This window comes from Streptomyces sp. NBC_01089, from assembly GCF_045162975.1.
Lineage (GTDB): Bacteria > Actinomycetota > Actinomycetes > Streptomycetales > Streptomycetaceae > Streptomyces.
Genome location: NZ_CP108660.1, coordinates 970,898 through 995,034 on the forward strand (window position 1 = coordinate 970,898; position 24,137 = coordinate 995,034).

At 70.8% G+C, this 24,137-nt stretch carries 18 protein-coding genes and 1 tRNA gene; 8 read left to right on the plus strand and 11 right to left on the minus strand.

Annotated features, from left to right (window positions below; translation table 11 throughout):
* Positions 1 to 899: 899 nt before the first annotated feature.
* Entirely contained in the window at positions 900 to 2,117 is a 1,218-nt protein-coding gene (locus OG510_RS04300) for a tyrosine-type recombinase/integrase (protein WP_406135345.1), read from the plus strand.
* A 122-nt stretch (positions 2,118 to 2,239) separates the two neighbouring features.
* On the opposite strand, the gene OG510_RS04305 is transcribed toward OG510_RS04300, so the two are convergent.
* Positions 2,240 to 2,313 (minus strand) — tRNA-Pro (locus OG510_RS04305).
* Positions 2,314 to 2,448: 135 nt separating this feature from the next.
* Between OG510_RS04305 and OG510_RS04310 the strand changes: the two genes are divergently transcribed.
* Positions 2,449 to 3,123 (plus strand): transketolase, encoded by a 675-nt coding sequence (locus OG510_RS04310; RefSeq protein ID WP_406135346.1) that lies wholly within the window; start codon positions 2,449 to 2,451, stop codon positions 3,121 to 3,123.
* Between the two features lie 51 nt (positions 3,124 to 3,174).
* Positions 3,175 to 4,071, plus strand: a complete 897-nt coding sequence (locus OG510_RS04315; RefSeq protein ID WP_406135347.1) for a transketolase family protein — start codon at positions 3,175 to 3,177, stop codon at positions 4,069 to 4,071.
* Positions 4,072 to 4,157: 86 nt separating this feature from the next.
* Here the strand turns inward: OG510_RS04315 and OG510_RS04320 are convergent, their stop codons facing one another.
* The 5 genes from OG510_RS04320 to OG510_RS04340 all read right to left on the minus strand — a co-directional run bounded on the left by OG510_RS04320 (position 4,158) and on the right by OG510_RS04340 (position 11,545).
* The gene (locus tag OG510_RS04320) at positions 4,158 to 6,380 is read right to left on the minus strand and encodes a right-handed parallel beta-helix repeat-containing protein (protein ID WP_406135348.1); all 2,223 of its coding nucleotides are present in this window, start codon (positions 6,378 to 6,380) and stop codon (positions 4,158 to 4,160) included.
* Positions 6,377 to 7,837, minus strand: a complete 1,461-nt coding sequence (locus OG510_RS04325; protein ID WP_406135350.1) for a M1 family metallopeptidase — start codon at positions 7,835 to 7,837, stop codon at positions 6,377 to 6,379. The genes OG510_RS04320 and OG510_RS04325 overlap by 4 nt, the downstream gene beginning before the upstream one ends.
* On the minus strand, positions 7,834 to 9,507 hold the full coding sequence (locus OG510_RS04330) for an extracellular solute-binding protein (RefSeq protein WP_406135351.1): 1,674 nt from the start codon (positions 9,505 to 9,507) through the stop codon (positions 7,834 to 7,836). Before OG510_RS04330 ends, OG510_RS04325 begins: the two co-directional genes overlap by 4 nt.
* 90 nt (positions 9,508 to 9,597) lie before the next feature.
* A complete protein-coding gene (locus OG510_RS04335) occupies positions 9,598 to 10,458 on the minus strand; it encodes a carbohydrate ABC transporter permease (protein ID WP_164262126.1) in 861 nt (286 codons plus the stop codon).
* An 85-nt stretch (positions 10,459 to 10,543) separates the two neighbouring features.
* Positions 10,544 to 11,545, minus strand: a complete 1,002-nt coding sequence (locus tag OG510_RS04340) for an ABC transporter permease (protein ID WP_406135352.1) — start codon at positions 11,543 to 11,545, stop codon at positions 10,544 to 10,546.
* 340 nt (positions 11,546 to 11,885) lie between these two features.
* Here OG510_RS04340 and OG510_RS04345 point away from each other — a divergent pair, with 340 nt between their 5' ends.
* The 5 genes from OG510_RS04345 (at position 11,886) to OG510_RS04365 (ending at position 20,104) form a co-directional block, all read left to right on the plus strand.
* Positions 11,886 to 12,872, plus strand: a complete 987-nt coding sequence (locus OG510_RS04345) for a hydroxyacid dehydrogenase (protein ID WP_406142299.1) — start codon at positions 11,886 to 11,888, stop codon at positions 12,870 to 12,872.
* Between the two features lie 62 nt (positions 12,873 to 12,934).
* Positions 12,935 to 14,029, plus strand: coding sequence for a LacI family DNA-binding transcriptional regulator (locus tag OG510_RS04350; RefSeq protein ID WP_406142300.1), 1,095 nt, complete (start codon positions 12,935 to 12,937; stop codon positions 14,027 to 14,029).
* Positions 14,030 to 14,217: 188 nt separating this feature from the next.
* Entirely contained in the window at positions 14,218 to 15,645 is a 1,428-nt protein-coding gene (locus tag OG510_RS04355; RefSeq protein WP_406135354.1) for a M60 family metallopeptidase, read from the plus strand.
* Between the two features lie 35 nt (positions 15,646 to 15,680).
* Positions 15,681 to 18,128, plus strand: a complete 2,448-nt coding sequence (locus OG510_RS04360) for a polysaccharide lyase 8 family protein (protein WP_406135356.1) — start codon at positions 15,681 to 15,683, stop codon at positions 18,126 to 18,128.
* A 77-nt stretch (positions 18,129 to 18,205) separates the two neighbouring features.
* On the plus strand, positions 18,206 to 20,104 hold the full coding sequence (locus OG510_RS04365) for a DUF2264 domain-containing protein (protein ID WP_406135357.1): 1,899 nt from the start codon (positions 18,206 to 18,208) through the stop codon (positions 20,102 to 20,104).
* A gap of 50 nt (positions 20,105 to 20,154) precedes the next feature.
* Here OG510_RS04365 and OG510_RS04370 read toward each other — a convergent pair whose 3' ends face one another.
* The 5 genes from OG510_RS04370 to OG510_RS04390 are packed head-to-tail and all read right to left on the minus strand — an operon-like array spanning position 20,155 to position 23,988.
* Positions 20,155 to 20,724: a GAF domain-containing protein gene (locus OG510_RS04370; RefSeq protein WP_164262101.1), complete on the minus strand. Its 570-nt coding sequence runs from the start codon at positions 20,722 to 20,724 to the stop codon at positions 20,155 to 20,157.
* Positions 20,721 to 21,350 (minus strand): GTP-binding protein, encoded by a 630-nt coding sequence (locus OG510_RS04375; RefSeq protein WP_406135358.1) that lies wholly within the window; start codon positions 21,348 to 21,350, stop codon positions 20,721 to 20,723. The genes OG510_RS04370 and OG510_RS04375 overlap by 4 nt, the downstream gene beginning before the upstream one ends.
* The gene (locus tag OG510_RS04380) at positions 21,328 to 21,699 is read right to left on the minus strand and encodes a DUF742 domain-containing protein (protein WP_164262106.1); all 372 of its coding nucleotides are present in this window, start codon (positions 21,697 to 21,699) and stop codon (positions 21,328 to 21,330) included. The genes OG510_RS04375 and OG510_RS04380 overlap by 23 nt, the downstream gene beginning before the upstream one ends.
* A gap of 2 nt (positions 21,700 to 21,701) precedes the next feature.
* Entirely contained in the window at positions 21,702 to 22,136 is a 435-nt protein-coding gene (locus OG510_RS04385; protein WP_164262110.1) for a roadblock/LC7 domain-containing protein, read from the minus strand.
* On the minus strand, positions 22,126 to 23,988 hold the full coding sequence (locus OG510_RS04390; protein ID WP_406135359.1) for a sensor histidine kinase: 1,863 nt from the start codon (positions 23,986 to 23,988) through the stop codon (positions 22,126 to 22,128). Before OG510_RS04390 ends, OG510_RS04385 begins: the two co-directional genes overlap by 11 nt.
* Positions 23,989 to 24,137 lie beyond the last annotated feature (149 nt).

The following is a 24,137-nucleotide window of genomic DNA, read 5'->3' on the forward strand; positions in this document are numbered from 1 at the left end:
GGCATGTACCACCAGCAGACGAAGAACCTACCTGCACTCTGCGCAGGTGGCTGAGTGAGACCGCTCAGCACCACGAAATCCCCAGCACCTCGCCGCACCCATACAGTCAGGAGGCCACCTGAACAGCGATGCAATGCACCTGACGACCTATCAGAACGAGCGTCAAATGAGCGTCAAGATGCCTCGTAGAGCGTCACTTCAGCGTCAAGATATCGCCCGTAACGCACACACCGCACATAACGCACACCACCCAAACCCGCAGGTCAGGCAGCCTTTGCGATAGGTTCGAGGATCGCCACGCACTCCACATGGTGCGTCATAGAGAAGCATTCAATCGGCACAGCGCCTGACACTCGCCGTGTCGCGAGCGAGGGCAATGTAGCCGCCCATCGCCGGTTAGCCAAACCGGCGTATCTGCAGACGATTGTTGTCCACCGTTTGCCCCGAGCGCCACTGCGGATCAGCCCATCAGAAGGGACTAAGCGCTTCTGGCGCACGCAGAATCCCCCGACTCTCCACCTGCGGGCTGCGTCGCCTGTCGCCGACCGCTTTCCGCTGTATCCCTCTGGCGCTCTCCATACCCCCGGAGATCTACCACCCTTGCCCATCGGACCGATAGCAGCCTACACAAACCGTCAGACGCACACAAAGAATGAGAAAAATTCCCAATTCGCCCTAGCTGATAGCAGGTCGCCTCTCCTGGCCAGTGCCTGGTATTCGACACGCGAACTTGCCGCCTGGCTGCGTGTAGACGCCTCGACTCTGCGCCGTTGGCGCACCGCCCGGCCGCCCCAGGGCCCGCCGTTCGTCTCCGTTTCGGAACGCGTCGTCATGTACAGCGCGAACGACGTTGAGGAATGGCTGCTCAGCCGCCGGACCAACCCGCGCCGAGACGTCTGATGGCCGACAAGGCCATCGTGCCAGTCGGTGTCCGACTCACTACCGACATCGAGTACCGCCCCGATCGCCTCAACCCCTACCGTGCGCGAGTCCGCTGGTTCGACCCGACTACGAAGCGGCGCCTGTCCCTGTCGGAAGGAAAGGCGGACGAGGACGAAGCGCAGGAGTGGCTCCAGTCCATCATCGAAGCGGCTGAGGCAGGGCTGTCCCCGTCGCTGGCCACCATGAAGCTCGCCGAGTACGGCAACGCGAATATGGACCTCGCGTTGCGAGGGCTGGAGTTGAAGACTCTCGACCCCTATCTCGCCGGCTGGCGGATGCGCGTCGTGCCCGCATTGGGCCACCTCGCGGTCCGGATGATCACCAACGGTGCTGTCGACCGCACCGTGCAGAACTGGATCGCCGACGAGCTCAGCCGCTCAACGGTCAAGAACACCATCGCCGTCCTGGTCCGCGTCATGGAGCAGGCAGTGCGCGACGGCATCATCAAGGTGAACCCCGCCCGGGTGACCGGCTGGCAGAAGCTCTACAAGCAGGCCGAGGACGAACTCCTCGACCCACGCGCGCTCGCCCTGCCGGACTGGGAAACACTCGTCGCACTGGCCGACGCGCTCGTGGCCGCCTCCCACGATGAGTACCGCGGCTGGGGAGACGTGGTCATCTTCGCCGCGTGCACCGCCGCACGGATCGGCGAGATCTCCGGCTGCCGCGTCGGAGACATCGACACCACCCAGTGGATCTGGACCGTGCGCCGTCAGACCACACCCGCCCCCGGCGGGCTGACCGACAAGGGCACCAAGGGCAAGCGGGCGCGCAAGGTTCCCATTGTCGAGGAGATCCGCCCCCTGGTCGCGCAGCGCATCCTGTCCGCCGGCCCCAATCCGGACGCCCGCCTGTTCACGGGCCCGCGAGGCGGGCGCATCTCCACCGCCGTCCTGCGCGACGCCACACACTGGGACGACGTGGTCACCAAGCTCGGCTACGAGCATCTGCGCCGCCACGACCTCCGGCACACCGCGCTGACCTGGTTCGCCGACGCCGGGGTCCCGGTACACGTGCTCCGCAGGATCGCCGGTCACGGTTCACTGACCACCACCCAGCGCTACCTCCACCCGGACGTCCGCAAGATCACGGCCGCCGGGGCGGCGCTCTCGGCCCACTTCAGCGCGCTGCGCGCACCACGCTCACTGCCGGGCCCAGTCGTCATGACCCGCTGACCCGGTCAGGGAAGGCCGGACCTCCGGTTGATCCCCAACTGGTCCCCAACTGGTCCCCAAAAATGATCAAGGGCCGGTTTCGGATTGCTCCGAAACCGGCCCTGATCTGCGACTGTCTCCAGTCGGGACGACAGGATTTGAACCTGCGACCCCTTGACCCCCAGTCAAGTGCGCTACCAAGCTGCGCCACGTCCCGGTGCCGCTTCGGACCGGGGCTTCCCCGGCCGAACGCGCACCGAAACAATACCGCACTCCACCCGGTGGTCACGAACCCGTTTCCCCCGGCGGACCACTTGACCTCAAGTGCGCTTGATGTCGGATCGTCGGCCGCATGAACACAGACCTGAACCGGCTGATGGCCCTCATGACGGGCGACGAGAAGCACGGACCGGCGGCGACCTCGACGCTGGACGCGCTCTGGGTGCTGTACGACCGGGTGCTGCGGGTCACCCCGCAGACCTTCTCGGCGCCAGGCCGCGACCGCTTTCTGCTGTCGAAGGGGCACGGCCCCATGGCGTACTACGCGGTCCTCGCCGCGAAGGGATTCCTCCCCGAGGAACTGCTCGCGGGCTTCGGCTCGTACGCATCGTCGCTCGGCCACCACCCCGACCGGCTGCTCGTGCCCGGGGCCGAGATCGGCAGCGGGTCCCTCGGGCACGGGCTGCCGCTGGGTGTGGGGACCGTGCTCGGGCTGCGGGCGCAGGGGCGCACCGATCCGCAGGTGTGGGTACTGATCGGGGACGCCGAGCTGGACGAGGGCTCGGTGCACGAGGCCATCGCCTACGCCGGGCCCGCCGGGCTCGACCAGCTGCACACCGTGGTGATCGACAACGCCTCCGCCAGCTACGGCGCCCCCGGCGGGATCGCGGCCAGGTTCGAGGCGGGCGGGTGGTCGGTCGAGACCGTCGACGGGCGGGACCACGAGCAGCTGTACGCGGCCTTCACCGCACCGCATCCGGGCCGGCCGCACGCCGTGGTCGCCCGTGTCGAGCCCAAGAACGCCTGAGCGGGACTTCCGCCGCCCTGCCTTCCGACGATCTTCCGAGAGGGATTTGTCATGGACAACATGCGTGAACGCTTCGCCGCCACCACATCGCGGCTGCTGGACGAGGACCCACGGGTCGCGGTCGTACTGGCCGAGATCACCCGCGACGGTTTCGCCGACGCCGCACGCGCCCACCCGGACCGGGTGGTCAATGTGGGGATCCGGGAGCAGCTGCTGATCGGTGCGGGCGCCGGGATGGCGCTGACGGGGCTGCGCCCTGTCGTGCACACCTTCGCGAGTTTCCTGGTCGAGCGCCCCTTCGAGCAGGTCAAGCTGGACTTCGGCCACCAGGGCGTGGGCGCGGTACTGGTGAGCGCCGGAGGGTCGTACGACTGGCCGGCCGGCGGTTTCACCCATATGGCGCCGGGCGATGTGGCGCTCCTCGACACGCTCGACGGCTGGACCGTGCACGTACCGGGCCACCCCGACGAGGCGGAGGCCCTGCTGCGCCACGCGGTGCGCGGGGACGACAAGGTGTACGTACGGCTGTCGCTGCAGGCCAACCAGCACCCGCGACCGGTCACCGGAGCCGGATTCCTCACCGTGCGGGAGGGCCGCGGCGGGGTGGTGATCGCGGTCGGGCCGATGCTGGACGCGGTCCTGGCGGCCACCGAGGGGATGGACGTCACCGTGCTCTACGCGGCGACCGTGCGGCCCTTCGACGGGGCCGCCCTCCGCCGGGCCGCCGACGCGTCCGGCCGGGCCGATGTGGTCCTGGCCGAGCCGTATCTGGCCGGCACGTCGACCGCCTCCGCGAACGACGCCCTGGCCGACCGGCCGCACCGGGTGCTCGGCCTCGGTGTCGGCCGGGCGGAGCTGCGGCGGTACGGGCAGATCGAGGAGCATGTCGCCGCGCACGGCCTGGACGCCGCCTCGCTGCACCGGAGCATCAGCGGGTTCCTGGCCTGAGGTCCGCCGCTCCCCCGGATCGGTCCCGGACCCGGCCCGCCCGGCAAGCCCCCAGGAGGGGGCCGGCCGGGCGGCCGCCGGGACTCCTACGGGTGGACGGCGACCTGGGCGAGACCGACCCGTCCGGTGCCGGTGAGCTGGATCTTCACGTACCGGGTGCGGGCGTTCAGGTCCAGCACCGTGGGCCGCAGCGCCTTGCCCGCGACATGGACGGTCCTGTGGTCCGTGCGGACGTCGAAGCCCGCTGTCGTGGCCGACGCGTCGTTCCAGATCTCGATCCGTCCGACGTGCCGCACCGATCCGAGGTCCACCTGCCACCAGGCGCCCTGCTCGGAGAGTGTCCTGGTGTCGGTCGAGGTGTCCCCGTCGATGGCGAGTGCGGCGGCGGCCCCGTCGGTGGACGACTGGGTGGCGGTGCCGTGACGGGCCAGGTCGGGGCTGAGCTGCTCGACGGGGCCGCGGTGCGCACCGGCCGCCGAGGCGGTCTTCAGTGCCGCCGCCGGGAGCTGTTCCAACCGGGTGTGGTTGTCGCTCATGGTCGAGCCGGTCCCCGCGATGGCGGGCGCGTCGGTGTCGGTCCAGTTTCCGCGCGCGGTGTTCTGGATGCCGTAATCCGCCCAGTTGGAGACCCACTTGTAGCCGAGCCGGGTCAGGACGTTGTTCTCGACAGTGATGTACGAGGACTGCTCGTCGAGGTAGATGCCGTTGCCGTCGCGCTCGGTGTTGCCGTACGCGGAGCGGTTGATGTAGTTCCCGGAGACCACCGTGCCGGGCTGGGCGCCCTGGGTGTAGATCGCGCCGCCGTCGTGCTGGGCGTCCTTGACCTGCATGACGTTGGTGATGCGGTTGTCGGTGATCCGGTTGTCGCGCAGGACCGACTTCTGCGCCTCGGGCTGGTTCCAGCCCCAGCCGACCGAGATGCCCGAGTAGGGAAGCTGGTCGAGGGTGTTGTGGTCGACCGTGAGTCCGGCCTCGTAGCCCGCCCAGACCGCGGCCGCGTCGGTGTACTCGACGGCGGCGCGGGTGACCGTGTTGTAGGCGAACGTGTTGCGCTCACCGGCCAGTTCGGGCGTCGGCGTCGGATCGGTGTCGCCGATGTACGCGGCGCCCGACGACAGGTCACTGAAGTCCGAGTGGGTGATTCCGGAGTCCTTGGTGCCTGCTTCGAGGATCGCGCCGGCGCCGCCGAGGTGGGTGAACGACGCCCCGTCGACGGTGACATGGCGGCCGGCGTGCACGGTGAGCGCGGCCGACGGCTTGGTGTAGTAGCGGCCGGAGTGGTCGACGGGCCCGGTGGCGCCGGTGAGGGTGAGTCCGGCCTGCATCCCGGCGTAGCCCTCGTCGGTGTCGGGCTGGTGGTAGGCGGCGTACGCGAAGCCGATCCCCCGGAGCCGGACGTCGTGCGCGCCGTCCACCGTCACCAGCTGCTCGGTGGCGGGTGTGACGGCCGTGGCGCGCCGCATGTCCTCGCCCTTGCGCGGCAGGTACGTGAGGGTGTGGGTGGCCGAGTCGTGGACGAACTCACCCGGCTGGTCGAGGAGTTCGGGCGCGTTCTCGAAGAACGCGACGCCCGAGTAGCGTGCCGAGTCGACCGTCGTGGAGTCCCAGGCGGGGCCGGTGCGGTCGGTGCCGCTCGCCGAGTTGGTCCAGCACGGCTGCGCGAAGGTCATCGTGTCGCCGCTGACCCCGGCGATCCGGCAGTGGTAGTTGCGCCAGCGGACCTTGATGACGGCTTCGGCGTCGGTGGGCCGCTTCCAGTCGGCGATCCCGGTGGCCTTCGCGCCGGTCATGCCGGTCTTGGTGGCGTCGCAGACGCTGGCGGCGCAGGCCGCGCCGCGGGCGGGGGTGGCCCGTACACCGTTGACGAAGAGCTGGCGCGGGGTGACGTTGTCGGGCACCCGGGCGGTCCAGGCCCCGCCGGATGTCTTCGTCCAGCCGGTGACGGTGCGGCCGCCGGACAGCACGGGGCGGGCGCCGGGTGCGGCTGTCCAGGTGGTGCCGGAGTCGGCTGCGGTCAGCTTCAGGGCCGCGTCGCGGGTGTACGTACCCCCGGCGAGCCGCACGGTCACGTCCTGCCCGTGCAGGGTGCGGGCCTTGTCGCGGGCGCCGTCCAGGGAGCAGGGGCGGCTGTGGGTGCAGGACGATCCGGCGCCGTGCGGGGCCGCGTACAGGGTGTCGCCGTGGGCGGGGCGGGCGGCCTGCGCGAGCGGTGCGGTGGCGAGCAGCGCGGCGACGGCGGCGAGTGCGGTGCCGATACGCCGGGCGGTGGGCCGGTGACCGGCCGGGGGTCGGGTGGTGCGGCGGTTCATGCGGCGGCCTTCCAGTCGGGGTGGCCCGGCATCGGCGGGTTGGTGGCGCCGAACAGCCAGTCGCGCAGAAAACGGTCCAGGCTCCGGTCGCCCGTGATGTCGACGGTGTGCTGGATGAACTTCTCGCTGGTGTAGGTCGAGTCCTTGAAGCGCCGGACCCACTCGCGCATGATCCGGTCGAACGTCCGCTGCCCGACCTGCTGGTTGAGCGCGTACAGGACGAGCGCCCCGCCGTCGTAGATATTGGTGCCGCCGAGCGCCTTGGGCAGTCCGGGCGGGCCGTCGGCGGCGCGGACCGCGTCGAGCGTCCCGTAGACGGCCTTCATCTTGTCCGCGACGACCGACCAGCCGCGCTCCTCGCTGTACACGGCGGCGTAGTAGGTGGCCGGCCCTTCGTTGAGCCATGCCTGCTGCCAGTCGTGCGGGGTGACGGAGTCACCGAACCACTGGTGGGTCAGCTCGTGGACCATGGTGTTCTCGTACGTCGGGTTGCCGTCGGCGCTGGGCTTGAACCAGTTGGTGCCCATCAGGGTGAGGGTCTGGTTCTCCAGTGCGTCGGTGTAGCCGTCGTAGATGTGCACCCCGTACGTGGAGAACGGGAACCGCCCGAACTTGGCCTCCAGCCAGGCCAGATGGTCGGCGGTGCGCGCGACGACCGGCGCGTAGGTGTCCTCGTGGCCCTGCGGCACGATGTGGCGCAGCGGCAGACCGGTGTGGCTGCTGCCGTACAGATAGGTGCCCTTGACGACGGCGATGCCGAGCAGTTCGGTGGGCATCCGCTCGCGGAGCGCGAAGTGCCAGACGGCCGAGCCGTCGGCGCGCGGGGTCCGGTGCAGCAGCTCGCCGTTGGCCGCGGCCACATAGCCCTTCGGGGCGCTGATGTGGAAGGCCCAGGTCGCCTTGGAGGACGGGGTGTCGTTGCAGGGCAGGAAGGTGTCGGCGCGGGAGGACTGCACGGCGGCAGCGAAGCCGCCCTCGCTGCCGAAGACCCAGCCGTTCAGGCCGAGCCGCTTGTCCTTGCCGTTGCCGTGGTAGCGGATCTCGACGGTGAAGGGCCTGCCGTCGTGCAAGGGGCGGGCCGGGGTGAGCGTCAGCTCCTGGCCGCTGCTGCCCGCCGACAGCGCCCAGCGGGCGGCGTGGCCGTCGACGGTGACCTGGTCGATGGTGTGGCCGTCGGTGTCCAGGTTGAAGGCGGACAGGTCCTGGGTGGCCAGCGCCGATATCCGCACCGTCGCGGTGAAGTCGTAGGTGACCGGGGTGAAGTCGAAGGTCAGGTCGTAGTGGGTGACCTGGTAGCCGCCGTTGCCGAGGGTCGGGAAGAGCGGGTCGCCGACACCGCTGGAGCCGGGCTCCGGGTCGAAGGAGCGGGCCAGGGCGGGGGTGCCGATCACGGGTACGGCCGCGACGGCCGCCACCGCGGCGCCGCCGAGCTGGAGTACGGTGCGCCGACTGGTCACTTCTTCCCCTTCTGGACGGCCTCTTCGAACTCGTGGCGGGCCTGTTCGCCGCCCTTCGCCAGGTACTCCTTGGTCAGCTGGCCGTAGTACGACATGGGCCTGCGGCCGGAGACGATGTCCTTGAGGCCGTCCTGCTTGAGGGTGTACAGGCTGCCGTAGCCCTTGGAGTCCCAGGTGGGCGAGGAGACCTTGAGGGTCGGGTCCTGCTCCATGATCGGGATCATCTTCGCGTACGCCTCGTGGACGTACCGGACGCCCTTCTCGGTGTCCGTGCTGAACACGGCCGGGACGGCGGACGCGAACATCTTCCAGGGGACGGTGACGTCCTGGCTGCCCTTCTTGGTGAGGATCGGGTTGCCGTTGGCATCGCGGGTGAAGTCGGTGCCCTCGACGCCGTAGATGATGAGGGTGTACTCCTCGCTGCCGAACGGCGACGCCGCGAAGTCCGCGAGCGCGAGGATCTGCTTCACCCGCTCGGGAGACGCCTTCTTGATGTGCGTGTTCTGGAGGGCGACGTTGTCCATCCAGGCGATGGCCTGGTCGCTGAACGGGGTCATGGGCCGGGGGTCGAACTTCTTGTCGACGGCCGCCATCGCCGCCACGTACCCGGTGCTGGGCGTGTAGTACGACGGGATCCCGTCGTACACATAGGCGCCCTTGCCGTTCTTGAACATGTCGGTGTATTGGGACTTCTGCGCGCCCGACATACCGATCGTGCCCGGGTAGTAGCAGCCCGCCTTGTACAGCTTGCGCGCCGTGTCGATCGCCAGACGGAACTCGTCCGTCTCCAGGTCCGTCACGAACTTGCCGGTCTTGGCGTCCATCCGCCAGTAGCAGGGCGCCCCCGCCGACATGGCGAGCAGGTTGTTGGCGCCCGCGATGATGGCGTACTGGTCCTTCTTCGGGCGGGTCAGCTCCTTGCAGACCTCCACGAACTTGTCCAGGCTGGAGATCTCGTCGAGGCTGGAGACTCCGACCTCGGCGAAGAGGTCGTGGCGGTAGAAGCCCGCGCCGCCGGTGCCCATCCGGGAGATCGGAATGCCGTAGAGCTTCCCGCCGAAGATGCCGCCCTGCCAGGCCGCCTGCGGGATGGCCGCCAGGTTCGGATAGTCCTTGACCTTCTCACCGGCCAGGAACGGCGTCAGATCGGCGCACTTGGCCGCGAAGAAGGCCGCCTTGTTGTCGACGCCGCCGGTCTCCGGATACATGAAGAGGTCGGGCAGGGTGTCGCTGGCGACCATGGTGGTGAACTTGGTCGAGTAGTCGTCGGTCGGGACGGCGGTGACGTCGACCTTCCCGCCGAGCAGCTTCTCGATCGCCTGCCAGGCGGCGTTCTTGCCGCGCGCCGGAGGGGGCGGCGAGAAGGTCTCCATCGCCGCCGATATCGGCTTCGCGCCCTTGAGTACCTGGCCCTTGGTGGCGCGCGGTGTGGTCGCCGGGTACTTGTAGAACGCCTGCGGCACACCCGCGGCCGTGCCCGGCAGGTCGGGCTTGAGGCCGATGTTGCGCACCGCGGTGGCCGGCAGCAGGCTCGCGCTCTTGGTCTCGGCCTTGGCCGCGGTACCGCCGTCGCCGCAGGCGGCGAGCAGCGGGGTCGCGGCGAGGCCGAGGCCAAGACCCGCGCCCATACGGAAGAGGGCTCTGCGGTTGATCGAGGTGGAGCTCGGCACGGACATCTCCTTGAGAGAAGGGAGGGAAGGCCGGGGGGTGGCGGGGGCTGCTCGGCCGACGCGGGCCGGCCGCTCAGCCGACGGGGCTGTTCAGCCCTTGATGGCGCCGGTGAGCACGCCCTTGGTGAAGTAGCGCTGGACGAACGGGTAGACGAGCAGGATCGGTACGACGGCGACCACCAGGACACCCATCTGCACGGCCTCCTGCGGGGCGACGCTCTCGCCCGCCGCCGCGCCGCTGAGACTCTGGCCCTGGAGGACGAAGGTGCGCAGCACCATGGGCAGCGGCCACTTGTCGGAGTCCTGGAGGTACAGCAGCGAGTTGAAGAAGGCGTTCCAGTACGCCACGGCGTAGAAGAGGCCCACGACCGCGATGACCGCCTTGGAGAGCGGCAGGACGACCTGGAGCAGGATGCGGAAGTCCCCGGCGCCGTCGACGCGCGCCGCGTCGTACAGCTCCTCCGGCAGGTTCATGAAGAAGGCGCGCAGCACGACCAGGTTGAAGGCGCTCATCAGGGTGGGGATGACGAGAGCGGCGTAGGTGTTGTAGAGGCCGAGCTGGTTGACCAGCAGGAAGTTCGGGATGATGCCGGCGTTGAAGAGCATGGTGAACAGGGCCGTCATCAGGATGAAGCGGGATCCCGTGACATTGCGGCGGGAGAGCCCGTACGCCATGCCGATGGTGGCCAGCAGGCTGGCCGCCGTACCGAAGACGGTGATGCCGACACTCACCAGCAGCGCCCGGGACACGACACCGCCGGTGAAGATGGTGCGGTAGGCGTCGAGCGTGGGGTGGTCGGGCCACAGGACGAGACCGGTCGACTTGATGATGTCGGTCTGCGAGGCGAAGCTCGTGCCGATCACACCGAGCAGCGGATAGGCCACGGCGACCACGACCAGGACCAGGACGATGCCCTTGCCGGTGAGGCCGAGGCGCGTCGGCCGCTCCATCCACGGCGGGCGGCCGTCCGACGGCCTGATCACGGGCGCGGCCGCGAGCGGCGCTGCCGTGACGGGGGCTTTCGCCGGTGACTTCTCAGCTGTCCGCACCGCGGTACACCCCTTCGTGGCCGAGACGGTGGGCGAACTTGTTCGCGCCCAGGACGAGGACGGTTCCCACGACTGCCTTCACCAGGCCGACAGCCGCCGAGATGCCCCACTGGTTGTCCTTGATGCCGTGGTAGTAGACGTAGGTGTCGAGCACTTCGCCGGAGCCGGGGCCGACCGCGTCGCGCTGGAGCAGGATCTGCTCGAAGCCGACGGAGAGGATCTGGCCGAGGTTCAGGATCAGCAGCAGGATGATCACCGGGGCGATACCGGGGAGGGTGACGTGCCACAGCCTGCGCCAGCGGTTCGCCCCGTCGATGGCCGCGGCCTCGTACTGCTGTTTGTCGATGCCGAGCAGCGCGGCGAGGATGATGATCGTCCCCCAGCCCGCGTCCTTCCAGATGGACTGGAGGGCGATCAGCCAGGGGAAGGCGTTGGGGTCGCTCATCATGTCGTAGCGGGGCAGGCCCAGATCACCGAGGAGGTCGGGCAGCAGCCCGGCGCCGCCCAGCACCTGCTGGAAGATCGAGACGATGATGACCCAGCCGATGAAGTGCGGCAGATAGACGACGCTCTGGATGAACCGGCGGAGCTTGTCGCTGACGATGCTGTTGAGCAGCAGCGCGAGCGCGATCGGCACCGGGAAGAAGAAGATCAGCTGGACGAAGGCGATCTCCACCGTGTTCACGGTCGCCGACCAGAAGGCCGGGTCGGCGAAGGCGCTGGAGAAGTTGGCGAAGCCCGTCCACGCGCTGTGCATATAGCCGAGGTACGGCTGGTAGTCCTGGAAGGCCACCATGTAGCCGAGCAGCGGGATGTAGTGGAACACCACGAAGTACAGCAGCCCGGGCAGGGTCAGCAGCAGCATCACCTTGTCGCGCTTGATCCGCTGCCACAGGGACAGCCGGTGCTGGGCGACGACGGGTGGAGATGGTGCTTGGGACTTCCTGCGCCGCTTGTCCAGCGGCATCGGAGGTGCTGTTTCAGCCATGGTGCAGTCCTGTTCGGCTGGGGTGGCGCAGAGCGAGCCTTCTGCCGCCGCAACGTAGTAAGCGGTTAACCCCACCGTCAAGAGATCCGGAGAAACGTCTGCGTTACTCGATGTTTCTGTCGATCGGATCGCCCGGAAATGTCCTCAAATAGCGGCGCAAACCGGTCAGATGGCCGCACAGATCGCTTGACGTGTGGCGTCTTGGCTCCCTAGCGTGCCGCTCATCAATAGAACGCGTTTACTGTCCGGAGGCAGGGTGCGAACCACCGACGAGGCACCGGCCCAGACCGGTACGGACGAGCCGGACCCGCCCCCGCGGCGCCCTCGCACCGTGCTGGCCATGGACCCCGGACTGATCGACGACATCTTCCCGCCACGGGTGCGGGCCCGTCTCGAGGAGTCGGCCGATCTCCATCCGCCCTATGTCATCAGGGAGTTCGGCTCCCCCGACGCCATGGCCGCGCTGGCCGGCGCCGAGGTGCTGCTCACCGGCTGGGGCTGCCCGCCCATCGACGCCGGGCTGCTTGAGCGGGCGCCGAAGCTGCGGGCCGTCATCCACGCGGCGGGCACCGTCAAGACGTTCCTCGCGCCCGAGGCGTACGAACGCGGGGTGGCGGTGTCGTCCGCGGCCGACGCGAACGCGGTGCCGGTCGCGGAGTTCACCCTGGCCGCGATCATCATGGGCGCCAAGCGCGCCTTCCCGTTCGCCCGGCTCTTCCGCGACCGCCGCACCCACCGCACCGCGGCCGACCTCGACCGCCAGCACTGGATCGGTACGCACGGCCTGACGGTCGGCGTCATCGGCGCCTCCCGGATCGGCCGCCGGGTGATCGAACTGCTCCGGGTGCTCGACGCGGACATCCTGCTGTACGACCCGTATGTCGGCGCGGCCGAGGCCCAGTTGCTGGGGGCCGTCTCCACCGACCTCGACACCCTCATGGCCACCAGCGACGTGGTGACCGTGCACGCGCCCGACACCCCCGTGACCCGGCAGCTGCTCGACGCCCGGCGGATCGGGCTGATGCGCCCGGGCACCCTGCTGGTCAACACGGCGCGCGGGCGCCTGGTCGACACCGAGGCGCTCACCGGACACCTGGTCAGCGGGCGGCTCGACGCCGTACTCGATGTGACCGACCCCGAACCGCTGCCGCCCGACCACCCGCTGTGGGACCTGCCGAACGTCTTCATCACCCCGCACATGGCGGGCGCCCAGGGCAACGAGGTCGGCAGGCTCGGAGCGCTCGCCGTGGACGAACTCTGCCGTTACGCCGACGGGCTGCCGTTCAATCACCCCGTGCACCTGGCCGACTTGGAGCGGATCGCATGAACGGCCCCGTCCCGCAGGCCATAAGCTCAGCGGCACAGGACGACAACCAGGGGGTGGGACCGATGCGCCGCCAGACCTCGGCAGCCGACAGCCGGCGACGCGCGACCGTCACGGACGTGGCACGGCTGGCGGGGGTCTCGACCGCGACCGTCTCGCGCGTACTCAACCGCAACTACCCGGTCGCCGCCGCGACCCGGGAGCGGGTCGAGGAGGCGATGCGCGAGCTGGGTTATGTCGTCAACGCGCACGCCCGCGCGCTCGCCGGGGTGTCGGGGCGCACGGTCGGCATCATCGTCAACGAGCTGATCGACCCCTTCTACGCCTATATCGCCCGCGGCGTGGAGCGGGAGGCCAGCCTCGGCGGACGCCTCTGCCTGGTCTGCTGCACCCAGGGCGACCCCAAGCGCGAGCTGGCCTTCATCGAGCTGATGCACGAGCGGCGCGCCGACGCCGTGGTCGTCGTCGGCGGCTCCGTCGCCGACCGCGCGCACACCGCCGAACTGGGGCGCAGGGCCCGGGACCTGGAGTCCGGCGGATCGAAACTGGTGCTGTGCGGGCGGCCGCCGCTGGACCAGGAGGCGCGCGGCGCCGCCGTCGAGTACGACAACGAGGGCGGCGCCTTCTCCATCACCGACCATCTGCTGACCCAGGGCCATGAGCGGATCCTCTACCTCGGCGGCCCGCCGGCTCTGTCGACCACCCGCGACCGGCTCGCCGGGCACCGGCGGGCGCTGGAGCTGCGCGGGGTGCCCCGCGACCCGGAGCTGGAGCAGCTCGGCTCCTTCAGCCGCGCCTTCGGGCGTCGCAGGATGGCCGAACTCCTGCGGGAAGGACCGGACTTCACCGCGGTCTTCGCGGCGAACGACATCGTGGCGGCCGGCGCGGCCCAGGCGCTGGAGGAAGCCGGTGTCCGGGTGCCGCAGGACATGTCACTCGCGGGGTACGACGACATCCCGGTGGCGCAGGAGCTGCGGCCCCGGCTGACGACCGTGCACATCCCGCTGGAGGAGATGGGACGCCAGGCCGTACGGCTCGCGGTGCCCGGCGGTGACGAGGACGAGTGGCGGGAGCCGACCACCGGGACCGTGCGGCTCGGCACCCATCTCGTGGTGCGCGACTCCGTGGCGCCGCCGCCCGCGCGCGGCCGCCGGCCGTGACCGGTTGCTCCGTGGCCGCCTGTCTGGGGACCGGGTGCTCCGTGACCGGTTACTTACGGCCTGTCCCCAGTTGGCCATAGTAAAAGACAGTAACTTCCCCGATCCTCTTGCGGGTTGATAGCAACCGCTTACATGCTGACGCGCAGTTCGTACGCCACTCCACCATCTCTTGCCCCCTGGGAGTCCGGATGCGCCCTGCTCACCTGCCCCTCACCGGCTCGGCGGTCAGCCGCCGCTCCGCGCTCGCCGCACTGGCGGGCGCCGGAGCCGTCACCCTGCTCGGCGCCGGGAGCGCTGCGGCGGACGGCCGCTCCCGCACCGCCCCCGCCTCCCCGGCGTCCCCCGCGTCCCCCGCGTCCCGTGCGGGCGACACCCTGCTGATCGAGGCGTTCCCCGGCGCGGAGACCGAGCGGCTGCGGCTCGACCGCTCGCTGCGGGCCAGCGAGTTCATCCCCACCGGCCGTTACGCGGCCCCGGGCGAGCAGGTCACGGTGCGGATCCGGCCGGGGCACGGGGCGCTGCCCGTCCTGCACATCGGGACCTTCGACGACTACAACACCAACCCCGACCTCAAGGCCCCCCGGGTGTTCCCGCTGCGGGCCGGGCGCAACACCGTCTCCGACGTCTACGGCGGCCCCCTCTACCTCAGCTTCGCCGGCCACGGGCAGCAGGCGGCGGTCACCTTCGTCTCCGGCACGGCGCGGATGGCCGGTTTCGAGCTGGGCCGCACCACCGAGGCCGAGTTCCAGCGGCAGCTGGACAGCATCACCGATGTGCCCTGGGTGGAGCTGACCACCGGACACACCATCCTGACGCTGACCCGGGAGGGCGCGCTGCTCTACCGGGGTGAGGACCACGCGGCGCTGCTGCGGCTCTTCGACACCATCATCGACTCGCACAACAGGATCAGCGGCCTGGTGGGCCCGAAGCCGCTCAACCGCCCCAAGGCGGGCCGCTACCACTTCAACGAGGTGAGCGTCGTCCCCAAGGGCGTCGGCGCCTACGCCTGGCACGGCTTCAACGGCTTCCCGCGCGCCTATATGGACCGCCTCTGCACCGTCGAGGGACTGCGGACCAGGGGCTGGGGGCTCTACCACGAGCTGGGCCACCTCAACCAGCAGGCCGCCTACCAGGCGGGCGGGCTCACCGAGGTCACCGTCAACATCTACTCACTGGCCGCCCAGCGCACCCTGGGCCAGCCGTCCAACCTGCTCACCAAGGACGCGACGACCGGGCTCAACTGGTTCCAGTCGGCGGCGCCCAAGGTCGGCACGCCCGGCATCGCGTACGAGACGACGTTCGGCCCGTACGAGCAGCTGGTCCCGCTGCGCCAGCTGGAACTGGCCTTCGGCGACGACTTCTGGCCGAGGCTGCACCAGCTGGTCCGCACCGAGCACCAGCACGACGCGCCGGTCGAGGACTACGACCACGACCCGGCCGTGGAGGCCAGGCAGTACCGGGCGCTGTCCACCTACGCGAGCCGGGTCGCGGGGTACGACCTGACGGACTTCTTCGTACGGAAGTGGGCCTTCCCCATCGATGCCACCGGGATCGCCGAGATCGCCGCGCTGCGGCTGCCCGAACCGCCCGTCGACCCCAGCTCGCTGAGCGACTGACACCGCCCCCGATTCCGGAACCGAAGGGAACCGCCATGGATCAGCCTCATTCCGCGCTCAGCAGGAGAACACTCCTGGCCGCCGGGGCCGCGTCGGTCGTCGTGCCGGTCGTCGCCGGGACCGCGGGCGCGGGAACGGCGCGCGCCGCCGCACCCGCGTCCCCCACCACCACCGGCGCACCGGCGGCCGACGTGTACGAGACCGCGCTCGCCCGCGCCGAACAGCTCATCACCGGGGGCGCGTTCGACGCCGCCGACCCCGACTTCACCACCGCGCTGAAGACACTCGACACCACGGCCGCCGACCTCTGGCAGCGTCTTGACCGCAGCGAGGGACGGACCGCGCTATGGCCTGACTACGTCCCGGTGACCGACCCGGGGATGTTCAGCCAGAGCTACACCCGGCTGCGGACCCTCGCGACCGCCTGGGCGACCACCGGAGCCGCGCTGAGCGGGAAGGACGAGGTGGCGGACGCGCTGGTGTCCGCGCTGCGCTTCCTGCACGACACGGCGTACAACCCGGACAGGACCGAGAGCGGCAACTGGTGGTTCTGGGAGATCGGGGCGCCGCGCGCGCTGCTGGACTGCTGTGTGCTCCTCAGGTCCCGGATCCCCGCCGCCGACCTGACCGCCCAGCTGGCGAGCGTCGAGAAGTTCGCACCGGATCCGGACCGCCGCACCAACTCCCCGTCGCTCGCGGAGACCGGCGCCAACCGGTCGGACAAGGCCGTCATCGTGGCGCTGCACGGGCTGCTCGCCCAGGACTCGGCGAAGGTCGCGCTGGCCCGCGACGGCCTCTCCGACGTACGGGACAACGGGCTCAACAGCCTCTTCCAGACCGTCACTTCGGGCGACGGCTTCTACGCGGACGGCTCCTTCGTCCAGCACGACACGGTGGCGTACACCGGCTCGTACGGCACGGTGCTGCTGGCCGGGGCCGCGTATCTGAGCGCGCTGCTCGCCGGTTCGCCCTGGGCGGTCAGCGATCCGCGGATCTCCGTGATGTACGAGGCGGTCACCGGGACCTTCGCACCGGTGATCTTCGACGGGCTGATGATGGACGCGGTGCGCGGCCGGGCGATCTCGCGTGAGCGGGCCGCCGACCACACCGACGGCGCCGCGGCCGTCTCGGCGATTCTGCTGCTGGCGAGCGCCGCGCCCGACTCCGTGGCGGACCGCTGGCGGGCGGCGGTCAAGGGCTGGATCGAGCGCAACCGTACCGACCCCTATCTGGGCCTGGTCGGGATTCCGCAGGTCGCGCTCGCCAAGGAGCTGCTCGCTGACCGGAGCGTCGTCGCCGCGGACCGGGCGACCGGTCACCACGTCTTCGCCGACATGGACCGGGTGGTGCACCGGCGGCCCGGCTGGTCCCTGGCGCTCGCCCTGTCATCGAAGCGGATCGCGGCGTACGAGGCGGGCAACGGCGAGAACCTGCACGGCTGGTACACCGGTGACGGTATGACGTACCTCTACACGGGCGACGACCTGGGCCAGTTCGGCGACGGTTTCTGGCCGACCGTCGACCCCTACCGGCTGCCCGGCACCACCGTGGACACCCGGCGGCGCGCGGACATCACACCCGGCTCCGGTACCGGGACCTACCTGCCGGGGAACACCGTCGCGGGCGGCGCTGTCCTCGACGGGCGGTACGGAGCGGCCGCCATGGAGCTGGCGGCGCAGGGCAGCACACTGAAGGCCCGCAAGTCGTGGTTCCTCGTCGACAACGCGGTGATCGCGCTCGGGGCGGGCATCACCGCGAGCGACGGCCGCACGGTCGAAACCGTCGTGGAGAACCGCAATCTGCACACGTCGGGCGAGCGGCGGCTGACCGTCGACGGCGAGCACCAGCCGTCGGGGCCGGGCTGGAACAGGACGTTCCACGGCGCCCGTTGGGCCCATCTGGACGGTGTCGGCGGGTATGTGTTCCCTTCGCCCGGCACCTCGCTGCACGCGCTGCGCGAGGAGCGCACCGGCCGCTGGAGCGATCTCGACACCGGTGCGGACACCGCCGGTTCCACCACCCCGGTCACCCGCATCTACGCGACGCTCTGGTTCGACCACGGGGTGTCCCCCGCCGACGCCTCGTACGCCTACATTCTGCTGCCCGGTGCTTCCCCGGCCGCCACCGCGGTCCAGGCGCACACCCGGCCGGTGCGGATCGTGGCGAACAACGCCACCGTGCAGCTGGTCGAGGTGGCCAGGACGGGGCTGACCGCGGCCACCTTCTGGCAGCCGGGGACCGCGGCCGGCCTCACCTCCAGTGGCCCGGCGTCGGTTCTGCTGCGCCGGCACGGCGGTGGTGTGTCGGTCGCGGTCGCCGACCCCGGGCACGGCCGGCAGGCCGTGACGCTCGAACTGCCCTTCCGGGTACGGGAGGTGGTCCGCGCCGATCCCACGGTGACCGTCACCACCGGGCGCCGCCCGGTCCTCACCGTCGCGGTGGACGGTTCACGCGGCCATACGCACACCGCCGAACTCCGCTGACGCCCGTCCCACCGGTGCCGGCGGGCCCGCCCCGCCGGCACCGGCCCCCCCTCACACAGCCCAGGAGCACCACCCCGATGACCCCGCCCTTCCTCGATCTGCCCCCGACCGACCGGCTCCTCTCCTCGCGCACCGGCTGGACCCGCGCCCACTGGGAGGCGCTCGCCGACCGGCTGCTCGACGGTCTCGTGCCGTACGCGACCCCCGGTTTCGCGCAGTACCGGCTGCCGGGGCGCGGCAGTTGGTCGGGGGTGGTGTCGGACGGTCTCGAAGGGTTCGCGCGCTCCTTCCTGCTCGCCGCGTTCCGGATCGCGGGCGCGGGCGACGCCGCGGATCCGCGTCTCGTGGAGCGGTACGCGCAGGGCCTGGCCACCGGCACCGATCCGGCGTCGCGCGAAGCCTGGCCGAGGCTGACCGAGTGCTCGCAGCAGATGGTGGAGGCGGCGTCGGTCGCCGTGGCGCTGCACGAGACCCGCCGCTGGATCTGGGACAAGCTCGACACCCGCGTCCAGGAGCGGGTCGTGGACTGGTTCTCCGGCTTCGTCGGGAGCCGCACCTGGGACAACAACTGGCGGCTCTTCCAGGTGGTGTCCGAGCAGTTCCTCGCCTCGGTCGGCGCCCCGTACAGCCAGTCCGACATCGACGGCGGTCTGGACCGGATCGAGGACTGGTACGTCGGCGACGGCTGGTACACCGACGGCGACGGGCAGAACTTCGACTACTACATCGGCTGGGCGCTCCATCTGTACCCGCTGCTCTGGTCCCGGATCGCCGGTGAGGATCCGGACGCCGGGCGCACCAAGGTCTACCGGGAGCGGCTCCGCCAGTTCCTCGACGGCTACCAGCACTTCTTCGGAGGGGACGGCGCGCCCGTGCACCAGGGCCGCTCCCTCACCTACCGGTACGCGGCGCTCGCTCCGGTCTGGATGGGCGCGCTGGCCGACTGCACGCCGCTCTCCCCCGGCCGTACCCGCCGTCTCGCGTCGGGCACCATGCGGCACTTCGCGGAGCGCGGGGTGCCCGACGAGCGCGGGCTGCTCACGCTCGGCTGGTACGACACCTTCCTGCCCACCACCCAGCCGTACTCGGGTCCCGCGTCGCCGTACTGGGCGTCCAAGGGCTTTCTGGGGCTGCTGCTGCCGGCCGGTCACCCCACCTGGACGGAGCGCGAACAGGCCCTGCCCATCGAGGAGTCGGACCAGTACACCGCGCTGCCCGCGCCGGGCTGGCTGCTGCACGGGACCCGGCACGACGGCATCGTCCGGCTCGTCAACCACGGCAGCGACCACAACCCGCCGCAGGGCGACGCGGAGGACGACCCGCACTACGCCACGTTCGGCTACTCCACGGCCACCGCGCCCGAGTCGGCGCCGCACGCGTGGGAGCGGGCCGTGGACAACCATCTCGCGGTGCTCGGCCCGGACGGTGTGCCGTCGCGGCGGCGGCGCGTCAACCGGCTGGCCTGCGCGGGGCGGACCGCGTCCTCCTGGTACGAGGACGCCGGGGTCCGGGTGGAGACGACCAGTGTGCTGCACGGTCCCTGGGAGATCCGGGTGCACCGGGTGGACGCCGCGCAGGGCGTGACCGTACGCGAGGGCGGCCATCCGGTGGCCGCCCGGGAACGCCCGTCGTCCGACGAGGGCGCCGGGTGGGCGCTGGCCCGGACGGCGGACGGTCTGACCAGCGCCCTGGTCGGGCTGTACGGCTGGGACCGGGCGGATGCGGCGGTCGCCCGGAATGTGCAGGCCAACGCGTACGGCCCGCACTCCGCGACACCGACTCTGAGCCGCGCCGGACACCCCGGCGGGCGGACCGTGCACGTCAGCCTGGTCGCCCTGTCCCGGGACGCGGTGCACCCCGCCGCGTTGCAGGAGTCGATCACGGTCACGGTCGGGGACGGCCGGGCCGGGGACGGAGCGACCGGGGACGGAGCGGTCGAGCTGGTGTTCCCGGACGGGACGACCGTGACGGCCTGACCGTGCCGCCCTTCGCCAGGACGCCGGAACCCGGCGCCGGAAGCCCGGCGTCAGAGCCCGGCGTCCTCCCGGTGGTGGATCTGCGCGACCAGTTCGGCCGCCGCCGCCTTGATGGTCTGCAGACCGGTGAGCCCCCACTGCCTCGGCACGGTGTCCACGACACACACCGCGCCGAGTGCGGTGTCCGTACGGTCGATGAGGGGCGCGCCCAGATAGGAGCGGATGCCGATCTCGTCCACCACCGGATTCCCGGCGAACCGCGGATAGTCGCAGACGTCCTCCAGGACGAGCGCCTTGCGGCGGGCGACCACATGCGGGCAGTACCCGTGGTCGCGGGCCATCACACGGTTGATCCCGCAGGCCGCGGCCACCGCGCTCAGGTCGCTGCCCGAGTGCGTACCGGCCGGGGTGTGCAGTCCCGCGAAGAACTGCCGGTTCTCGTCGATGAAGTTGACCAGCGAGTACGGCGCCCCGGTCGCCTCGGCGAGCCGCCGGGCGAACGCGTCGAAGACCGGGTCGGGGTGCTGCCCGAGGCCGAGTCTGCGCAGCCGCCTGGCCCGGACGGGCGCGTCCCGGTCGACGGGGGTCAGCAGCAGCCGCCCTGTCGGGTCGTACGTCATGGGTGGACTCCCTGGGTGGTGACCTGGTCCGCCACCGGGCCCGGTTCGGGTCCGGCCTCCGGCGCGGTGTCGAGCAGATGGCCTACGAGAGTGACCAGGGTGCGGATTCCCGAACTGGCGATTCGGGCGTCGCACAGCACCACGGGGATCTCCGCCCTGAGGTCGAGCGCCGCCCTGACCTCGTCCGCCCCGTAGCGGAACGCCCCGTCGAACTCGTTGACGGCGACGACGAATCCGATACTGCGCTGCTCGAAGAAGTCGATCGCGCCGAAGCACTCGGCGAGGCGGCGGGTGTCGGCGAGCACCACGGCGCCGAGCGCTCCGGCGGAGAGCTCGTCCCACATGAACCAGAAGCGCTCCTGGCCGGGTGTGCCGAAGAGATAGAGCACATGGTGCCGGTCGAGGGTGATCCTGCCGAAGTCCATGGCGACGGTGGTCGTGGACTTGGACTCGACCCCCTCCAGGCTGTCCGTCTGCTCACCGGCCTGGGTGAGCATCTCCTCCGTGCTCAGCGGTGAGATCTCGCTGACCGCCCCCACGAAGGTCGTCTTGCCGACCCCGAAACCGCCCGCGACGAGGATCTTCAGCGCGGTGGGGAAGAGATCAGAGCCGTCGTCGTAGGCCATCGAGCACTGCCTCCAGCAAGGAAAGGTCGGTGGGGTCTTCGTCGGGCCGGGGCGCGCGCGTGGTGACGGCCCCGCTGTCCATCAGGTCCGAGAGCAGGACTTTGGCGATGACGACGGGCAGCCGCAGATGGGCCGCGATCTCCGCCACCGAGGTGGGCCGCTCGCTCAGCCCGAGCGTCTGGGCGTGCTCGGGCCCGAGGTGTGCGGGGAGCGGCGCCCCGGTCGCCATCACCTGGGAGAGCAGGTCGAGTTGGGCGGTGGGGCGGGTGCGGCCGTTGCTCACGGCGTACGGGCGGATCAGCCGGCCGGCCGCCTCGTCCAGCCATGGGCTGTCCTGCTGGAACGGCACGTTCAGCGCCCCGTGGCGCTCGATGCGCCGACCCGGCTGCGGGCCGGAGTCACCAGATAGGGCCGCACGCTCTTCACCAGCATGGCCATCTCGTATCCGAGGACGGCCGCGTCCGTCTCGCGCCCGGCGAGTACGGCGAGACAGGTGCCCGAACCAGCGGTGGAGACGAACAGCAGGGTGGAGTCGAGTTCGACCACCACCTGCCGTACTTCTCCGCTGTCGCCGAAGCGCGCTCCGGCGCTGCGGCCCAGTGAGTAGAGACCGGAGGCGAGGGCCGCCATGTGGTCGGCGCTGTCGGCGTCCAGGCCGTGCACGGACTTCACCAGCCCGTCGGCGGACAGCAGGACGGCGTTGCGGGTGAATGGGACGCGCTGGACCAGGCCGCTCAGCAGCCAGTCGAGATCGGACACATGCGCGGTCGGCGCTTCACTCGCCATGGTGCATCTCCTCCTTGGAGAGGTCGTGCTTGGAGAGGTCGTTCGTGGTGAGGCCAGGTACGGGGAGGCCGTGTGCGGGGAGGTCGTGGGCGGAGAGGTCGTGGGGGAAGTCCCGGGGGAGGCCGTGGGGTTCGGGCTCCGCCTCGGCGAGGCTGATGCCGCGCTGGAAGGCGGCCATCAGGCCCGGATCGTGGACGGCCGGGTGCTCCTCGTCCGTCCGGGGCGCGGGCGCGTCCTTGAGCTGCGGGACCAGGTGCTGCTGGCTCCGGCGCCGGGGCAGGTCGGGGCGGTCGGCGGGCGAGATCAGCGGGACGGGCCCGGTGTCGTACCGTGCGCTGTCGTACCGCGCGCTGTCGGCGGGCGCGCCGGTGTCCTGCGGCGGCCCGTGGTGCGCGCCCGGGAGGGCTGCGGCCGGATTGGGCCGCTCGGCCTCCGGCTCCCGTACGGGAAGCGGCCGGGGGGAATCCCGGGGGGCCGGCGGCGGGGCCGGTACGGTCGCCTGCTGCGGGACCTGGTGGGCCTGGGGGGTGTGGTGAACCTGGTGGGGCTGGGGTGTGCGTGCGGCCGTCGGTGTCTGGAGTCCGGCCTCGTCGGCGCCGAGCAGCGCGGCGGGCAGGACCAGTACGGCCTGGACTCCCCCGTAGATATTGGCCTGCAGCCGGACCGAGACACCGTGCCTGCGGGCCAGCGCGGCCACGACGTACAGGCCGATCCGTCCGTCCTGGAGCAGATGGCCCACATTGACCTGGTCGGGCTCGGCCAGCAGGGCGTTCATCCGGTCCGTCTCGGTGACCGACATACCGAGGCCCCGGTCCTCGACCTCGACGGCGAGTCCGGCCGTGACGTGCTGGGCGCGCAGCAGTACCTGGGTGTGCGGGGCGGAGAACACCGTGGCGTTCTCGACCAGTTCAGCCAGCAGATGGATGACGTCGGCGACGGCGTGGCCGCGCAGCGTTCCGTCCACCGGCGGCACCAGTTTGACGCGCGGGTACTGCTCGACCTCGGCGACGGCGGAGCGCATCACCTCGGTCAGGGACACCGGATTCGACCACTGGCGCCGGGAGATGGCGCCGCCGAGCACCGCGAGGTTCTCCGCGTGCCTGCGGATCCGGGTGGCCAGATGGTCGACCTGGAAGAGGCCCTTGAGCAGTTCGGGGTCCTCGACCTGGTTCTCCAGCTCGTCGAGCAGCTGGATCTCCCGGTGCACCAGCGACTGGAGGCGCCGGGCGAGGTTGACGAAGACCTCGACCTTCTGTTCGTCGACCGTGGTCACCGCGGGCGGTGCGATGCGCGCGGCGCGCACCACGGACTCCACGGCCGCCTCCTGGGCGCGGCTCAGTTCCAGGGCGAGCAGGTCGAAGGCGTCGCCCCGGGACGGCCCGGCGGTACCGCCCCCTCCGCCGGGCGGTGCCTCCCCTCTGGCGAGCCGGTCGACCACGGCCCGCAGGTCGGCCTGGCCGCGCGCGCTGGAGCGGCGCAGCGCGTTGCACCGGTCGAGCACCGTCCTGGTGACCCGGTCGGCCCCCAGCGCCGCCGCGGCCATGGCGGCTGCCGCGAGTGCGGCGCATCCGGCCAGTACGCCGCGCAGCGACGCCGAGGGGTGGACCCCGGCGGAGTGGATGGTGAAGACCACGGCCGCGGTGCCGCTGAGCGCGGCGACGACGGTGGGAAGGATGGCGGTACGCAGCAGTTGCGGCCGTATACGGGCCTCGGGCGTCGGCGGTACGGACCGCGAGCGGCGGGCGGACGGAGCCGGGGAGGGGCCCGGCCGGGGTGGGCGGTTGCCCGTCCGGCCGTGCCGTCCGCCTTCCGGCCGGTCGTTCCGCGCTTCGGGTGCGCGAAGTTGAGACATCAGCGTCCTCGGTACGTGGGATACCAGGGCTCACCGACAGGGAAGGCAACTCACCTGACGCGTCTCCCTGTTGATCAGCAGCCACTCACAGTAGTCGCCACGCCGTGGCACTTGACGTCTAGTTGCCGAACTTGCGCGCCGAGCGTCCC